Here is a 13,495-nt window from a genome sequence, read left to right as displayed (position 1 = left end):
GACTCATGGCAAGAAAAGGCATTCTGGGTACCAAGCTGGGCATGACGCAGGTGTTCGACGAGAACAACAAGATCGTGCCGGTGACGGTCGTCAAGGCCGGCCCGAACGTGGTGACCCGGATCCGTACCCCCGAGCAGGACGGCTACAGCGCCGTACAGCTGGCCTACGGCGAGATCAGTCCCCGCAAGGTCAACAAGCCGGTGACCGGTCAGTACGCGGCCGCGGGCGTGAACCCGCGTCGGTTCCTGGCCGAGCTGCGCCTGGAAAACCCCGAGGCGGCCGCCGAGTACGAGGTCGGCCAGGAGCTGACGGCGGAGATCTTCGCCGACGGCGTCTACGTCGACGTCACGGGCACCTCCAAGGGCAAGGGTTTCGCCGGCACCATGAAGCGTCACGGCTTCAGTGGTCAGGGCGCCAGTCACGGCGCCCAGGCGGTGCACCGCCGCCCGGGCTCGATCGGCGGCTGCGCCACCCCCGCCCGGGTGTTCAAGGGCACCCGGATGTCGGGCCGGATGGGTAGCGATCGCGTGACCGTCCAGAACCTGTTGGTGCACAAGGTCGATACCGAGAACGGCGTGCTGCTGATCAAGGGCGCGGTCCCCGGCCGCACCGGTGGACTCGTCGTGGTCCGCAGCGCGGTCAAACGAGGTGAGAAGTGATGGCAGAAGGCTCCAAGACGCTCAAGATTGACGTCAAGACGCCGGGCGGCAAGGTCGAGGGCTCGATCGAGCTGCCGGCCGAATTGTTCGACGCCCCGGCCAATATCGCGCTGATGCACCAGGTCGTCACCGCGCAGCGGGCGGCGGCGCGTCAGGGCACGCACTCGACCAAGACGCGCGGCGACGTCAGCGGCGGTGGCCGTAAGCCGTACCGGCAGAAGGGAACCGGCCGGGCCCGACAGGGTTCGACACGCGCCCCGCAGTTCACCGGCGGTGGCGTCGTGCACGGACCCAAGCCCCGCGACTACAGCCAGCGCACGCCCAAGAAGATGATCGCCGCGGCGTTGCGCGGCGCACTGTCCGACCGGGCGCGCAACGGCCGTATCCACGCGATCACCGAGCTGGTGCCGGGTCAGACGCCGTCCACCAAGAACGCCAAGGCGTTCCTGGGCACGCTGACCGACCGCAAGCGGCTGCTGGTCGTGATCGGCCGCAGCGACGAGGCCGGCGCCAAGAGCGTGCGCAACCTGCCCGGTGTGCACATCCTGACCGCCGACCAGCTCAACACCTATGACGTGCTGCGCTCCGACGACGTGGTGTTCAGCGTTGAGGCGCTCAACGCCTACATCGCCGGGGCCACCGGCGGTGCCGCCGACAAAGATGTGGAGGTAACGGCGTAGATGGCGACCATCACTGACCCCCGCGACATCATTCTCGGCCCGGTCATCTCGGAGAAGTCCTATTCGCTGCTCGACGACAACGTGTACACGTTTGTGGTGCACCCGGATTCGAACAAGACGCAGATCAAGATCGCTATCGAGAAGATCTTCTCCGTCAAGGTCGCATCGGTGAACACCGCGAACCGGCAAGGTAAGCGGAAGCGCACCAGGACCGGATTCGGCAAGCGCAAGAGCACCAAGCGGGCCATCGTCACGCTGGCGCCGGGCAGCAAGCCGATCGATCTGTTCGGGGCACCGGCGTAGCCGCCGCGAGAGGAAACCTGATTAGACATGGCAATTCGTAAGTACAAGCCGACGAGTCCGGGCCGCCGCGGCTCGAGCGTGTCCGATTTCTCCGAGGTCACTCGTTCCGCCCCGGAGAAGTCGCTGGTGCGTCCGCTGCACGGCCACGGTGGGCGAAACGCGCACGGCCGCATCACCACCCGCCACAAGGGTGGTGGCCACAAGCGCGCCTACCGGGTGATCGACTTCCGTCGCAACGACAAGGACGGCGTCAACGCCAAGGTCGCGCACATCGAGTACGACCCCAACCGGACCGCCAACATCGCACTGCTGCACTTCCTGGACGGCGAGAAGCGCTACATCATTGCGCCGCAGGGACTCTCGCAGGGCGACGTGGTGGAGTGCGGCCCGAACGCGGACATCAAGCCGGGCAACAACCTGCCGCTGCGCAACATCCCGGCCGGTACCGTGATCCACGCCGTGGAGCTGCGTCCGGGCGGCGGCGCCAAGCTGGCGCGCTCCGCCGGGTCCAGCATCCAGCTGCTCGGTAAGGAGGGCACCTACGCGTCGCTGCGTATGCCCAGCGGTGAGATCCGCCGCGTCGACGTGCGCTGCCGCGCCACGGTCGGCGAGGTCGGCAACGCCGAGCAGGCGAACATCAACTGGGGCAAGGCCGGCCGGATGCGGTGGAAGGGCAAGCGCCCTTCGGTCCGTGGTGTCGTCATGAACCCGGTGGACCACCCGCACGGTGGTGGTGAGGGTAAGACCTCCGGTGGTCGTCACCCGGTGAGCCCGTGGGGCAAGCCCGAGGGCCGCACCCGCCACCCCAACAAGGCCAGTAACAAGCTCATTGTCCGACGCCGGCGCACCGGCAAGAAGCACGGTCGCTAGGAAGTCAGGAGTAGCACATGCCACGCAGCCTGAAGAAGGGCCCGTTCGTCGATGGCCACCTGCTGAAGAAGGTGGACACGCAGAACGAGAAGAACACCAAACAGGTGATCAAGACATGGTCGCGGCGTTCGACGATCATTCCTGACTTCATCGGCCACACCTTCGCCGTCCACGACGGACGCAAGCACGTCCCGGTGTTCGTCACCGAGGCGATGGTCGGCCACAAGCTTGGTGAATTCGCGCCCACCCGCACCTTCAAGGGACACATCAAGGACGACCGGAAGGCCAAACGGCGATGACCACAACGGAATTCCCATCGGCGGTGGCCAAAGCACGTTTCGTGCGGGTGTCGCCGAGAAAGGCGCGCCGGGTGATCGACCTGGTGCGCGGCCGCTCGGTGGCCGACGCGCTGGACATCTTGCGCTGGGCGCCGCAGGCCGCCAGTGAGCCGGTGGCCAAGGTGATCGCCAGCGCCGCGGCCAACGCGCAGAACAACAACGGACTGGACCCGGCGACCCTGGTGGTCGCCACCGTCTACGCCGACGAGGGCCCCACCGCCAAGCGCATCCGTCCGCGCGCCCAGGGCCGCGCGTTCCGGATCCGCAAGCGCACCAGCCACATCACGGTCGTGGTGGAAAGCCGGCCGGGCAAGGACCAGGGATCGGCGAAGTCGACCCGGGCCCGCCGCGCCGAGGCCAGCAAGGCCGCCGCGAAGGCCCCCGCCAAGAAAGCACCGGCCAACAAGGCACCCGCCAAGAAGGCCGGGGCTGGTTCGGGGACCAAGGCGCCCGCGAAGAAGGCCGCCGCGAAAGCCGAAGCCAAGACGTCTGAGACCTCTGACGCGAAGGGAGGCTCAGACTAGTGGGCCAGAAGATCAATCCGCACGGCTTCCGGCTGGGCATCACCACCGACTGGAAGTCACGCTGGTACGCCGACAAGCAGTACGCGGACTACGTCAAGGAAGACGTCGCGATCCGGCGGCTGCTCTCGACCGGCCTGGAGCGCGCCGGCATCGCCGACGTGGAGATCGAGCGCACCCGCGACCGGGTCCGGGTCGACATCCACACCGCGCGTCCCGGCATCGTGATCGGCCGCCGCGGCACAGAGGCCGACCGGATCCGTGCCGACCTGGAGAAGCTGACCGGCAAGCAGGTGCAGCTCAACATCCTCGAGGTCCGAAACCCGGAGTCGCAGGCACAATTGGTGGCCCAGGGTGTTGCCGAGCAGCTGAGCAACCGTGTGGCGTTCCGCCGCGCGATGCGTAAGGCGATCCAGTCGGCGATGCGTCAGCCCAACGTCAAGGGCATCCGGGTGCAGTGCTCCGGCCGCCTCGGTGGCGCCGAGATGAGCCGCTCGGAGTTCTACCGCGAGGGCCGCGTGCCGCTGCACACGCTGCGCGCCGACATCGACTACGGCCTGTACGAAGCCAAGACCACCTTCGGCCGGATCGGCGTGAAGGTGTGGATCTACAAGGGCGACGTCGTCGGTGGGAAGCGGGAATTGGCCGCCGCCGCTCCGGCGGGCGCCGAGCGTCCGCGCCGCGAGCGTCCGTCGGGCACCCGCCCGCGCCGCAGCGGCGCGTCGGGCACCACGGGCACCAGCACCGAGGCCGGCCGCGCGGCCGCGAGCGCCGAAGAGGGCGCTGCAGCCGCCGCGTCCCAGTCCGCACCCGCTGCAGAACCACAAAGCACGGAGAGCTGAATCATGTTGATTCCCCGCAGGGTTAAACACCGTAAGCAGCACCACCCCCGCCAGCGCGGCATCGCCAGTGGCGGCACGGCGGTGAACTTCGGTGACTACGGCATCCAGGCTCTGGAGCACGCCTACGTCACCAACCGGCAGATCGAGTCCGCTCGTATCGCCATCAACCGGCACATCAAGCGTGGCGGCAAGGTGTGGATCAACGTCTTCCCCGACCGCCCGCTGACCAAGAAGCCCGCCGAAACCCGCATGGGTTCGGGTAAGGGTTCGCCGGAGTGGTGGGTCGTCAACGTCAAGCCGGGCCGGGTGCTGTTCGAACTCAGCTACCCCAACGAGCAGACCGCCCGGGCGGCGCTGACCCGCGCAATCCACAAGCTGCCGATCAAGGCTCGCATCGTGACTCGAGAGGATCAGTTCTGATGGCCGTGGGAATTTCGCCTGGCGAACTGCGTGAGCTCACCGAGGAGGAGCTGGCCGAGCGGTTGCGCGAATCCAAGGAAGAGCTTTTCAATCTGCGTTTCCAGATGGCGACCGGACAGCTCACCAACAACCGCCGGCTCCGCACGGTGCGTCAGGAGATCGCGCGCGTCTACACCGTGCTGCGCGAACGAGAACTGGGCTTGGCTTCCGGGCCCGACGGTAAGGAATCGTGATGGCAGAAGCCAAGAAGGCTGCCCCCAAGAAGGCCGCCAAGACCGAGGTCGCGTCGAAGGACGGGAATCTCAAAGGCCCCAAGAACACTCCGGCCAACCCGAAGGTGCGGGGCCGCCGCAAGGTGCGCATCGGCTACGTGGTGAGTGACAAGATGCAGAAGACCATCGTGGTCGAGCTCGAAGACCGCGTGCGTCACCCGCTGTACGGCAAGATCATCCGGACCACCACGAAGGTCAAGGCGCACGACGAGAACAGCACCGCCGGGATCGGTGACCGCGTCTCGCTGATGGAGACCCGCCCGACGTCGGCGACCAAGCGTTGGCGGCTCGTCGAAATTCTGGAAAAGGCGAAGTAAGCCCTTTCAGTACCACCACCGCAGCGCCCGGTCCCGGGTGTAGTCTTCACGCACGTTCGGCAAGTCCGCTACGAGAGTGAGGCTGACGATGGTGGCTGGGTCGGGGCAGTTCAACGGGAAGATCGAGCTCGACATCCGGGATTCCGAACCGGATTGGGGGCCCTACGCCGCGCCGACGGCGCCCCGGAACGCGCCCAACGTGCTGTACCTGGTGTGGGACGACACGGGCATCGCGACCTGGGACTGCTTCGGCGGCCTGGTCGAGATGCCCGCCATGTCGCGCATCGCCGAGCGCGGCGTCCGCCTCTCGCAATTCCACACCACCGCGCTGTGCTCGCCCACCCGGGCGTCGTTGCTCACCGGCCGCAACGCCACGACCGTCGGCATGGCCACCATCGAGGAGTTCACCGAGGGCTTCCCCAACGCCAACGGCCGCATCCCGTTCGAAACCGGCCTGCTCTCCGAGGCTCTCGGCGAACGGGGATACAACACCTACTGCGTGGGCAAGTGGCACCTGACGCCCCTCGAGGAATCGAACCTCGCCTCGACGAAGCGGCACTGGCCGACCTCGCGCGGCTTCGAACGGTTCTACGGGTTCCTGGGCGGGGAGACCGACCAGTGGTATCCGGACCTGGTGTACGACAACCACCCGGTCACTCCGCCGGGCACCCCGGAGGACGGCTACCACCTCTCGAAGGACCTCGCCGACAAGGCTATCGAATTCATCCGTGACGCCAAAGTGATTGCGCCCGAGAAGCCTTGGTTCTCCTACGTGTGCCCCGGCGCCGGGCATGCACCGCATCATGTCTTCAAGGAGTGGGCGGACCGCTACGCCGGCAAGTTCGACATGGGCTATGAGCGGTACCGCGAGGTGGTGCTGGAGCGGCAGAAGTCGCTGGGGATCGTGCCGCCCGAGACCGAATTGTCGCCGGTGAACCCATATCTCGACGTGAAGGGGCCGGGCGGCGAACCGTGGCCGTTGCAGGACACGGTGCGGCCCTGGGAATCGCTGAACGACGAAGAGAAGAGGCTGTTCTCCCGGATGGCCGAGGTGTTCGCCGGATTCCTGAGCTACACCGACGCCCAGATCGGCCGGATCCTGGACTATCTCGAGGAATCGGGTCAGCTGGACGACACCATCATCGTGGTCATCTCCGACAACGGTGCCAGCGGTGAGGGCGGCCCGAACGGATCAGTCAACGAGGGAAAGTTCTTCAACGGCTACATCGACACCGTCGAAGAAAGCATGAAGCTCTTCGAACACCTCGGCGGACCGGAGACCTACAACCATTACCCGATCGGATGGGCGATGGCGTTCAATACGCCCTACAAGCTGTACAAGCGCTACGCCTCGCATGAGGGCGGCATCGCCGACACGGCAATCATCTCGTGGCCCAACGGAATTGCCGCACACGGTGAGGTCCGCGACAACTACGTCAACGTCTGCGACATCACCCCGACCATCTACGACCTGCTGAGCATGACGCCGCCGGAAACGGTCAAGGGCATCGCCCAGAAGCCGCTCGACGGCGTGAGTTTCAAAGCGGTCCTTGATGATTCGGGCGCCGACAGCGCCAAGAGCACCCAGTTCTACACCATGCTGGGCACTCGTGGCATCTGGCACCAGGGCTGGTTCGCCAACACCGTGCACGCGGCGACACCGGCCGGCTGGTCACACTTCGACGCCGACCGCTGGGAACTGTTCCACATCGAGGCCGACCGCAGCCAATGCCACGACCTGGCGGCCGAAAACCCGGACAAACTCGAAGAACTCAAGGCGCTGTGGTTCTCGGAGGCGGCCAAATACAACGGGCTGCCGCTGTCGGATCTGAACATCCTGGAGACCCTGGGGCGGTCGCGGCCGTATCTGGTCAGCGACCGGAACAGCTACATCTACTATCCCGACTGCGCCGATGTCAGCATCGGTGCCGCCGCCGAACTCCGCGGCCGGTCGTTCTCGGTGCTGGCCGAGGTGACCGTGGACACCACCGGCGCCGAGGGGGTGCTGTTCAAGCAGGGCGGCGCGCACGGCGGGCATGTGCTGTTCATTCAGGACGGGCGGCTGCATTACGTGTACAACTTCCTCGGCGAGCGCCAGCAGGAGGTGTCGTCGTCCGGCGCCGTGCCCCTGGGCAAGCACCTGTTCGGTGCCAGCTATTCACGCACCGGAACGGTCGAGAACAGTCATACGCCGCTGGGCGACGTCACGCTGTTCATCGACGACAACGTCGTCGGCACGCTGACCGGGGTGACCACCCACCCCGGCACGTTCGGGCTGGCCGGTGCGGGTATCACGGTCGGGCGCAACGGCGGATCGGGAGTGTCCAGCCGCTACAAGGCGCCGTTCACGTTCACCGGCGGCACCATCACCCAGGTCACCGTCGACCTGTCCGGCCGGCCCTACGTGGATGTGGAAACCGAGATCGCGCTTGCCTTTTCGCGGGACTGATGGGTACCCCAATGACCGCCGGGCCTCCGGCCCCGCCGGCACCGACCGGCGCACGAGGGCGGCAAATCGCGATCGCGTTCGGGATTGTCGCCTCCCTCATCGTTATCTACGTGCTGTCGCTGATCGCCGTGCACCTGCTGGCCAAATCGGCGCCCCCGCTGCCCGCGGTGGACCTGAGCAAGGTCGAGGCCGAGGACAGCGTCGTACAGGTGCGGCTGGAGAAACTGGACACCGTCGCGAACAGATTGACGGTCAATGTGCTCGTTTACCCCAAAGACACGTTGTACGACAAGAACTTCGGCGTGCTGACGACCGACGCGGCGGTGCGGCTGTATCCCGACAACGACCTGGGTGACCTGCAGTACCCGGTCGGCAAGGCGCCAGCACAGGTGACCACGACCATCGAGGCGCACGGCGATCCCGCGAACTGGCCGTTCGATTCGTACCGAACCGGGGTCATCTCGGCCGACGTGTTCACCGGCTCCGGCGCCAACAAGGAGAAGACGGCCGCCCGCGTCGAAGCCACCGGCGGGCTGGACGGGTGGGATGCCACCGTCACCCGCGTCCACGACGCCGAAGACAACAACCCAGATCTCAAGGACGACTTGGTGATTACGCTGCACCGGGCCAAGGGGCAGCTGATCTTCGATGTCGGCATCTGCCTGGTCTTGATCTCGCTGCCCGTCCTGGCGCTCTGGGTTGCCATTCCCGTGGCGCTGGGCAGGACGTCGTTCCTGCCGCCGCTCACCACGTGGTACGGCGCAATGCTTTTCGCCATCGTCCCGCTGCGCAACATCCTGCCGGGCAGCCCACCGTACGGCTCGTGGGTCGACCAGGCCATCGTGCTGTGGGTGTTGATCGGGCTGGTCGGTGCGCTGACGCTGTTCCTGGTCGGGTGGTGGCGACAACGCGATCGAAAAACGCCTACCCAGACCTGAATTCACTCATTCGGGCTTCGGTGCGTCCATCGAGCTGATCGCGTCCACCGCGCTGGAGACCCGGGCCTGGAAGTCGGCCGACAACGGGATATAACCGCTTCTGGCCAGTTCGATCTGGCCGGGGCCGATGGCCGCCTGCAAAAAAGCCTTGACCGCCTTGGCCACATCGTAGGTCGGGTACTTCGAGCAGACGATCTCGTAGGTGGCCAACACGATCGGGTAGACGTCGGGCTGGGCGGGGTTGTAGAACGACGACAGGTCGAGCACCAGATCGTTTCCCGCGCCGGTGATCTTGGCGGCCTTGATGGTTTTGCCGACCGTGTCGGTGCCGATCCGGACCGGGCGCAACGACCTGCGGCTGGCCGGCGTCTTGATCTCGGCGGCGAATAGGCCTTGCTGGAGCGCGAACGAGAGTTCGTTGTAGCCGATCGCCCCCTCGGTGCTCTTCACGGCGGCAGCGACGCCGGTGTTGCCGACGGCGCCGGTACCCACGCCGCCGTTGAAGGTCTTGCCCGCACCCTTGCCCCAGGCCCCGCCGGACGCGGACTGCAGGTAGGCCTGGAAGTTGTCGGTGGTGCCCGAGTCGTCGCTGCGGTAGATGACGTGAATGTCCTCGGCCGGCATGGAGGCGTTGAGCGACGCCAGGGCCGGGTCGTCCCAGCGCGTGACGGTGCCGTTGAAGATCTTGGCCAGCGTGGGCGCGTCGAGCACCAGGGAGTCGACGGTGGCGAGGTTGTAGGTGATGGCCAGCGGGCCGAACACCACCGGCAGGTTCCAGGCGTCGGCGCCGCCGCACCGCCGCTTGGCGGCGGCGTACTGGTCTCCCGACAGCGGTGTGTCCGATCCGGCGAAATCGGTTTTGCCGGCGAGGAAGTCGTTGATGCCGTTGCCGGACCCGTTGGCGGTGTAGTTGAGGCTCTGCGACGAGCAGGCCTGGTGATAGGCGTCGATGAATTTGGTCATCGCGTTCGCTTGCGCGGTCGAGCCGCTGGCCGCCAGGGTCTGCTTGCCCCCGCAATCGACCTTGGCCCCGGCGGTGTACGGCAGGCTCGCGGGGGAGTTGCTGCAGGCCGAGACCAGCATGGCGCCGGCCGCCAGGGCGCCGGCGACCGAACGATTGCGCTTCACCCCTTGACATTTACCGCCACGGATTAACAGGCAAACAAAATCCGGATGAACTGGAGCGCCGACCCTCGGTGCGGCGAAGGTTTGCGCGGTCGAGCGGTCGGCCGCCGCCGGCTCGGCATATCCGTTTCGCTGAGCCGGGCGGCGCGGCGTGGTGTGTCGGCGAAAATTACCTAAGCATGACGAATTTTCAAACTTGCCCCGCCGCGAGGTGGAGTTCGCTAGCATTCGTCTTCGAGTGCTCGAATCCCAAACGGAAGTGTTCCCCGATGACCCATCTAGCGCCACCCTCGCCATCACCTCCGGCGCCGCCGGAGCAACCGCCCGCCGCACCTGCTCCCGCGGCCGCGTCCGGTCGGCGTAAACGGCGCAGGGTCATCGCCGTGGCCGCAGTCGCGGGCTTTGTCGCCGCCTACGTCCTGTCGCTGTTCGGCGTGCATCTGCTGGCCCAGACCGCGGGGCCGCTCAAGCCGCCGGACCTCAACGCGACCAACGACACCGTCGTGCTGGTGCGCCTCGAGAAGCTGGACACCGTCGCCAACCGCCTCACGGTCAAGGTGCTGGTGACCCCCGAGGACTCGATGTTCGACAAACGCCTCGAAGTGCTGAAGACCGACACCGCGGTGCGCATGGACCCGCCGAATGACCTGGGGGACTTGCAGTATCCGGCCGGTAAGTCGCCGGCGCAAGTCGCGACGACCATTGAGGCGCACGGCAACCCGAACAACTGGCCGTTCGACTCCTACCGCACCGACGCCCTGTCCGCCGAGGTGCTGGTCGGCCAGGGCGATGCGCGCCGTTACGTTCCCGCGCGGGTGGAGGTCACCGGCGGATTGGACGGCTTCGACGTCGACGTCCAGCGGGTCGGCGAAGCCAGCCAGGACTCCGACCGCGCCGACAACGTCATCATCACGTTGCACAGGTCGAAGAGCACGCTGATCTTCGATGCGGGGATCTGCCTCGTGCTCTTCGCCTTGCCCGCCTTGGCATTGACCATCGCCGTGCTGATGCTGACGGGTCGGCGGAAATTCCTGCCGCCGTTCGTCACGTGGTTCGCCGCCGTGCTGTTCGCCGTCATCCCCATCCGTAATTTCCTGCCCGGCTCGCCGCCGGCGGGAGCCTGGGTCGACCAGGCGCTGGTGCTCTGGGTGCTGATAGCGCTGGTGGTGGCGATGATCATGTTCTTTGTCACGTGGTACCGACAAACAGATTGAGCGGCGTCATAGCCTGAAGGGGTGCTGAGCGAGCTGGTCGACCTTCCGGGCGGGTCATTCCGCATGGGGTCGACCAGCTTCTACCCGGAAGAGGCGCCGATCCACACCGTGACGGTGGGTCCCATCGCGGTGGAACGCCATCCGGTGACCAACGCACAGTTCGCCGAATTCGTCAACGCCACCGGATATGTCACGGTGGCCGAGCAGCCGATCGACCCCGCGCTCTACCCGGGAGCGAACGCGGACGATTTGTGCCCGGGCGCAATGGTTTTCCGGCCGACGCCAGGGCCGGTCGACCTGCGCGACTGGCGGCAGTGGTGGCAGTGGATGCCTGGGGCGAGCTGGCGCCATCCGTTCGGGCCCGACAGCGATGTCGCGGACCGCGGCGATCATCCGGTGGTGCAGGTGGCGTACCCGGACGCGGCGGCCTATGCGCGCTGGGCCGGCCGGCGGCTGCCGACCGAGGCCGAGTGGGAGTACGCGGCCCGGGCCGGATCCACGACGACGTACTCGTGGGGTGACGAGCCCACGATCGGCGGGCGGTTGATGGCCAACACCTGGCAGGGCAACTTCCCGTACCGCAATGACGGCGCGCTCGGCTGGGTGGGAACGTCGCCCGTTGGCACGTTTGCCCCCAACGCTTTTGGGCTGGTCGACATGATCGGCAACGTGTGGGAGTGGACGGCCACCGAGTTCGCCGCCCACCACCGGCTCGAGGCGCCGCCCAAGTCCTGCTGCACCCCGTCGGGTCCGGCCGATCCGTCCGTCAACCAGACGTTGAAGGGCGGCAGCCACCTGTGCGCGCCGGAGTACTGCCACCGCTACCGCCCGGCGGCCCGGTCACCGCAATCGCAGGACTCCGCGACGACACACATCGGGTTTCGCTGCGTGGCGGACGCCTCGCCGGGCTAGCAAATCCTCAGCCCCGCGCCGGCCGGGTGCGCCCTGCCCGTTTCGGCCGGTGAAGTTAACGGTGCGTGTCCGATGGGTGTCCGACTCCTGTTATGTTTCTGGACAGGGGATTTCGCCGCGCGTGAGGTTCCGTCGTTCGCTAACATCTGACGACGTGTCGCCCCGCTGCAGCCCGATGTCGTCAGCGGTACCGGCCTGGCGCCAGCAAGCCTTGCGCTACGTGCGGCCCACCATTGCTCGCGGCGGCGGCCGATGACCACGGAGGCTCCGACTCCCGTCGCGCCGGCTCCGGCGCCGCCCGCGAAGAAGAAGCGCGAGGCACCGCGCATCGCGATCGGCGTGTGCATTCTCGCGGCGGTCATCATCGTCTACGTCCTGTCGCTTTTCGGTGTGCATTTTCTGCAGCGGTCGGAGGGGCCGCTGCCCCCACTGGACCTGAGCCAGGGCGGCGGCGACGCCACGATCGTGCAGCTGCGCCTCGAAGAGTTGAAGCCGGTCGCCAACCGCCTGTCCGTCGAGGTGCTCGCCTATCCCGGAGTTGCCCAGTACGACAACCGTTTTGACGTGCTGGCCAACGACGTCGCGGTACGCCTATATCCCACAAGTGATCTGGGCGATCTGCAATACCCGAAGGGCAAGGCGCCTGCGCAGCTCAGCACCACCATCGAGGCGCACGGCGACCCCGGTAACTGGCCGTTCGACTCCTACCAGACCGAGCCGATCGCGGCCGATGCATTCGTCGGGAGCGGTGAGAACCGCAAGAAGGTGCCCGCCCGCGTCGAAGTGACCGGCGCACTGGACGGCTGGGAGATCAGCGTCAACCGGATGCACGACCCGAGCGCGTTGCGCACCTCCCGCGCGACCGACAACGGCAACGTGGTGATCACGCTGAAGCGGGCCAAGGGTCCGCTGATCTTCGACCTCGGGATCTGCCTGGTGCTGATCAGCCTGCCCACCCTGGCCCTGCTGGTCGCCATTCCGATGGCGCTGGGTAGAAGGAAGTTCCTGCCGCCGTTCGCCACCTGGTACGCCGCGAACCTGTTCGCGATCGTCCCGTTGCGCAACATCCTGCCCGGGGCGCCTCCGCCCGGTTCGTGGATCGACCAGGCGATCGTGCAGTGGGTGCTCATCGCGCTGGTGACGGCCATGAGCTTGTACATCGTGGCCTGGATCCGGCAGGGCGACTGACCGTACTTGTCGGAGCCCGGTGGCATAATCGAACATATGTTCGGAGATGTGATCGCCCGATTCGACGAGCTTGTCGAGCGGCACCATCCGTCGGCAACGCCGGAGTCGGCCGCGCTGCTGGAGCGGATTGGTGCGTTTTCGCGGGTCGAGAACCGCGCAGCGGCTGAGCAGTTGGCGGCGATCGGAGACTTGTTTTCGTATCGACTTTCGCGCTGCTCGGAGTGCGAGGAGTGGGCGGTCGACACCGAGGCGGCGGTGAGCGCGGAAGTGGCCGCGGAGCTGCGGATCGGCCAGGGACTGGCCGCCAGCCGCGTGCGCTATGCCCGTGCGATGCGTGAGCGGCTGCCGAAAATGGGTGCGGTCTTTCGGACCGGCGATATCGACTACCGAATGTTTCAAACGATGGTGTTCCGCACCGATTTGATCACCGACCCCGACGTGTTGGGC

17 protein-coding genes are annotated in these 13,495 nt (G+C 66.7%); 16 read left to right on the top strand and 1 reads right to left on the bottom strand.

The window, feature by feature from the left end; translation table 11 throughout:
* Window positions 1–5: 5 nt before the first annotated feature.
* The 12 genes from rplC (at window position 6) to A5760_RS19620 (ending at window position 8,609) form a co-directional block, all read left to right on the top strand.
* Window positions 6–659 carry a 50S ribosomal protein L3 gene (gene rplC / locus A5760_RS19675; protein WP_064883832.1) on the top strand — a complete coding sequence of 218 codons (654 nt, stop codon included), beginning with the start codon at window positions 6–8 and terminating at the stop codon, window positions 657–659.
* Window positions 659–1,339 (top strand): 50S ribosomal protein L4, encoded by a 681-nt coding sequence (gene rplD / locus A5760_RS19670; protein WP_064883830.1) that lies wholly within the window; start codon window positions 659–661, stop codon window positions 1,337–1,339. The genes rplC and rplD overlap by 1 nt, the downstream gene beginning before the upstream one ends.
* Entirely contained in the window at window positions 1,340–1,642 is a 303-nt protein-coding gene (rplW, locus tag A5760_RS19665; protein ID WP_007773589.1) for a 50S ribosomal protein L23, read from the top strand.
* Between the two features lie 27 nt (window positions 1,643–1,669).
* On the top strand, window positions 1,670–2,512 hold the full coding sequence (gene rplB, locus A5760_RS19660; RefSeq protein WP_064883828.1) for a 50S ribosomal protein L2: 843 nt from the start codon (window positions 1,670–1,672) through the stop codon (window positions 2,510–2,512).
* Between the two features lie 17 nt (window positions 2,513–2,529).
* A complete protein-coding gene (gene rpsS / locus A5760_RS19655; protein ID WP_007773585.1) occupies window positions 2,530–2,811 on the top strand; it encodes a 30S ribosomal protein S19 in 282 nt (93 codons plus the stop codon).
* Window positions 2,808–3,374, top strand: a complete 567-nt coding sequence (rplV, locus tag A5760_RS19650; RefSeq protein ID WP_007773584.1) for a 50S ribosomal protein L22 — start codon at window positions 2,808–2,810, stop codon at window positions 3,372–3,374. The genes rpsS and rplV overlap by 4 nt, the downstream gene beginning before the upstream one ends.
* Window positions 3,374–4,213, top strand: coding sequence for a 30S ribosomal protein S3 (rpsC, locus tag A5760_RS19645; RefSeq protein WP_064883826.1), 840 nt, complete (start codon window positions 3,374–3,376; stop codon window positions 4,211–4,213). The genes rplV and rpsC overlap by 1 nt, the downstream gene beginning before the upstream one ends.
* A 3-nt stretch (window positions 4,214–4,216) precedes the next feature.
* Window positions 4,217–4,633: a 50S ribosomal protein L16 gene (gene rplP, locus A5760_RS19640; RefSeq protein WP_007773582.1), complete on the top strand. Its 417-nt coding sequence runs from the start codon at window positions 4,217–4,219 to the stop codon at window positions 4,631–4,633.
* On the top strand, window positions 4,633–4,866 hold the full coding sequence (gene rpmC, locus A5760_RS19635) for a 50S ribosomal protein L29 (RefSeq protein ID WP_007773580.1): 234 nt from the start codon (window positions 4,633–4,635) through the stop codon (window positions 4,864–4,866). The genes rplP and rpmC overlap by 1 nt, the downstream gene beginning before the upstream one ends.
* On the top strand, window positions 4,866–5,222 hold the full coding sequence (gene rpsQ, locus A5760_RS19630; RefSeq protein ID WP_064883824.1) for a 30S ribosomal protein S17: 357 nt from the start codon (window positions 4,866–4,868) through the stop codon (window positions 5,220–5,222). Before rpmC ends, rpsQ begins: the two co-directional genes overlap by 1 nt.
* Window positions 5,223–5,310: 88 nt before the next feature.
* Window positions 5,311–7,671, top strand: a complete 2,361-nt coding sequence (locus A5760_RS19625) for an arylsulfatase (RefSeq protein ID WP_064883822.1) — start codon at window positions 5,311–5,313, stop codon at window positions 7,669–7,671.
* An 11-nt stretch (window positions 7,672–7,682) separates the two neighbouring features.
* Window positions 7,683–8,609, top strand: coding sequence for a DUF4436 domain-containing protein (locus A5760_RS19620; protein ID WP_064883820.1), 927 nt, complete (start codon window positions 7,683–7,685; stop codon window positions 8,607–8,609).
* Window positions 8,610–8,615: 6 nt separating this feature from the next.
* On the opposite strand, the gene pstS is transcribed toward A5760_RS19620, so the two are convergent.
* Complete coding sequence (gene pstS, locus A5760_RS19615) at window positions 8,616–9,737, bottom strand: phosphate ABC transporter substrate-binding protein PstS (protein WP_064883818.1); 1,122 nt, start codon at window positions 9,735–9,737, stop codon at window positions 8,616–8,618.
* Window positions 9,738–10,003: 266 nt separating this feature from the next.
* Here pstS and A5760_RS19610 point away from each other — a divergent pair, with 266 nt between their 5' ends.
* The 4 genes from A5760_RS19610 to A5760_RS19595 all read left to right on the top strand — a co-directional run.
* Entirely contained in the window at window positions 10,004–10,948 is a 945-nt protein-coding gene (locus A5760_RS19610) for a DUF4436 domain-containing protein (RefSeq protein ID WP_064883816.1), read from the top strand.
* 21 nt (window positions 10,949–10,969) lie between these two features.
* On the top strand, window positions 10,970–11,860 hold the full coding sequence (locus A5760_RS19605) for a formylglycine-generating enzyme family protein (protein ID WP_064883814.1): 891 nt from the start codon (window positions 10,970–10,972) through the stop codon (window positions 11,858–11,860).
* Between the two features lie 252 nt (window positions 11,861–12,112).
* Window positions 12,113–13,048: a DUF4436 domain-containing protein gene (locus A5760_RS19600; protein WP_064883812.1), complete on the top strand. Its 936-nt coding sequence runs from the start codon at window positions 12,113–12,115 to the stop codon at window positions 13,046–13,048.
* 36 nt (window positions 13,049–13,084) lie between these two features.
* Window positions 13,085–13,495 (top strand): DUF222 domain-containing protein (locus A5760_RS19595; protein ID WP_155764386.1); only part of this gene is annotated, 411 nt, incomplete at its 3' end.

This window comes from Mycobacterium colombiense, from assembly GCF_001665835.1.
GTDB lineage: Bacteria > Actinomycetota > Actinomycetes > Mycobacteriales > Mycobacteriaceae > Mycobacterium > Mycobacterium colombiense_A.
Note: the sequence above shows the minus strand (reverse complement) of the source record. Positions and strands in the feature narration are given on the sequence as shown.

Excerpts from the sequence above, each read along its gene's own strand:
- A5760_RS19610 (WP_064883816.1), top strand. The coding sequence starts at position 10,004 with ATGACCCATCTAGCGCCACCCTCGCCATCACCTCCGGCGCCGCCGGAG.
- rplC (WP_064883832.1), top strand. The coding sequence starts at position 6 with ATGGCAAGAAAAGGCATTCTGGGTACCAAGCTGGGCATGACGCAGGTG.
- A5760_RS19625 (WP_064883822.1), top strand. The coding sequence starts at position 5,311 with ATGGTGGCTGGGTCGGGGCAGTTCAACGGGAAGATCGAGCTCGACATC.
- rplP (WP_007773582.1), top strand. The coding sequence starts at position 4,217 with ATGTTGATTCCCCGCAGGGTTAAACACCGTAAGCAGCACCACCCCCGC.
- A5760_RS19600 (WP_064883812.1), top strand. The coding sequence starts at position 12,113 with ATGACCACGGAGGCTCCGACTCCCGTCGCGCCGGCTCCGGCGCCGCCC.
- rplB (WP_064883828.1), top strand. The coding sequence starts at position 1,670 with ATGGCAATTCGTAAGTACAAGCCGACGAGTCCGGGCCGCCGCGGCTCG.
- rpsS (WP_007773585.1), top strand. The coding sequence starts at position 2,530 with ATGCCACGCAGCCTGAAGAAGGGCCCGTTCGTCGATGGCCACCTGCTG.
- rpmC (WP_007773580.1), top strand. The coding sequence starts at position 4,633 with ATGGCCGTGGGAATTTCGCCTGGCGAACTGCGTGAGCTCACCGAGGAG.
- A5760_RS19620 (WP_064883820.1), top strand. The coding sequence starts at position 7,683 with ATGACCGCCGGGCCTCCGGCCCCGCCGGCACCGACCGGCGCACGAGGG.
- rplW (WP_007773589.1), top strand. The coding sequence starts at position 1,340 with ATGGCGACCATCACTGACCCCCGCGACATCATTCTCGGCCCGGTCATC.
- rpsQ (WP_064883824.1), top strand. The coding sequence starts at position 4,866 with ATGGCAGAAGCCAAGAAGGCTGCCCCCAAGAAGGCCGCCAAGACCGAG.
- rplV (WP_007773584.1), top strand. The coding sequence starts at position 2,808 with ATGACCACAACGGAATTCCCATCGGCGGTGGCCAAAGCACGTTTCGTG.
- rplD (WP_064883830.1), top strand. The coding sequence starts at position 659 with ATGGCAGAAGGCTCCAAGACGCTCAAGATTGACGTCAAGACGCCGGGC.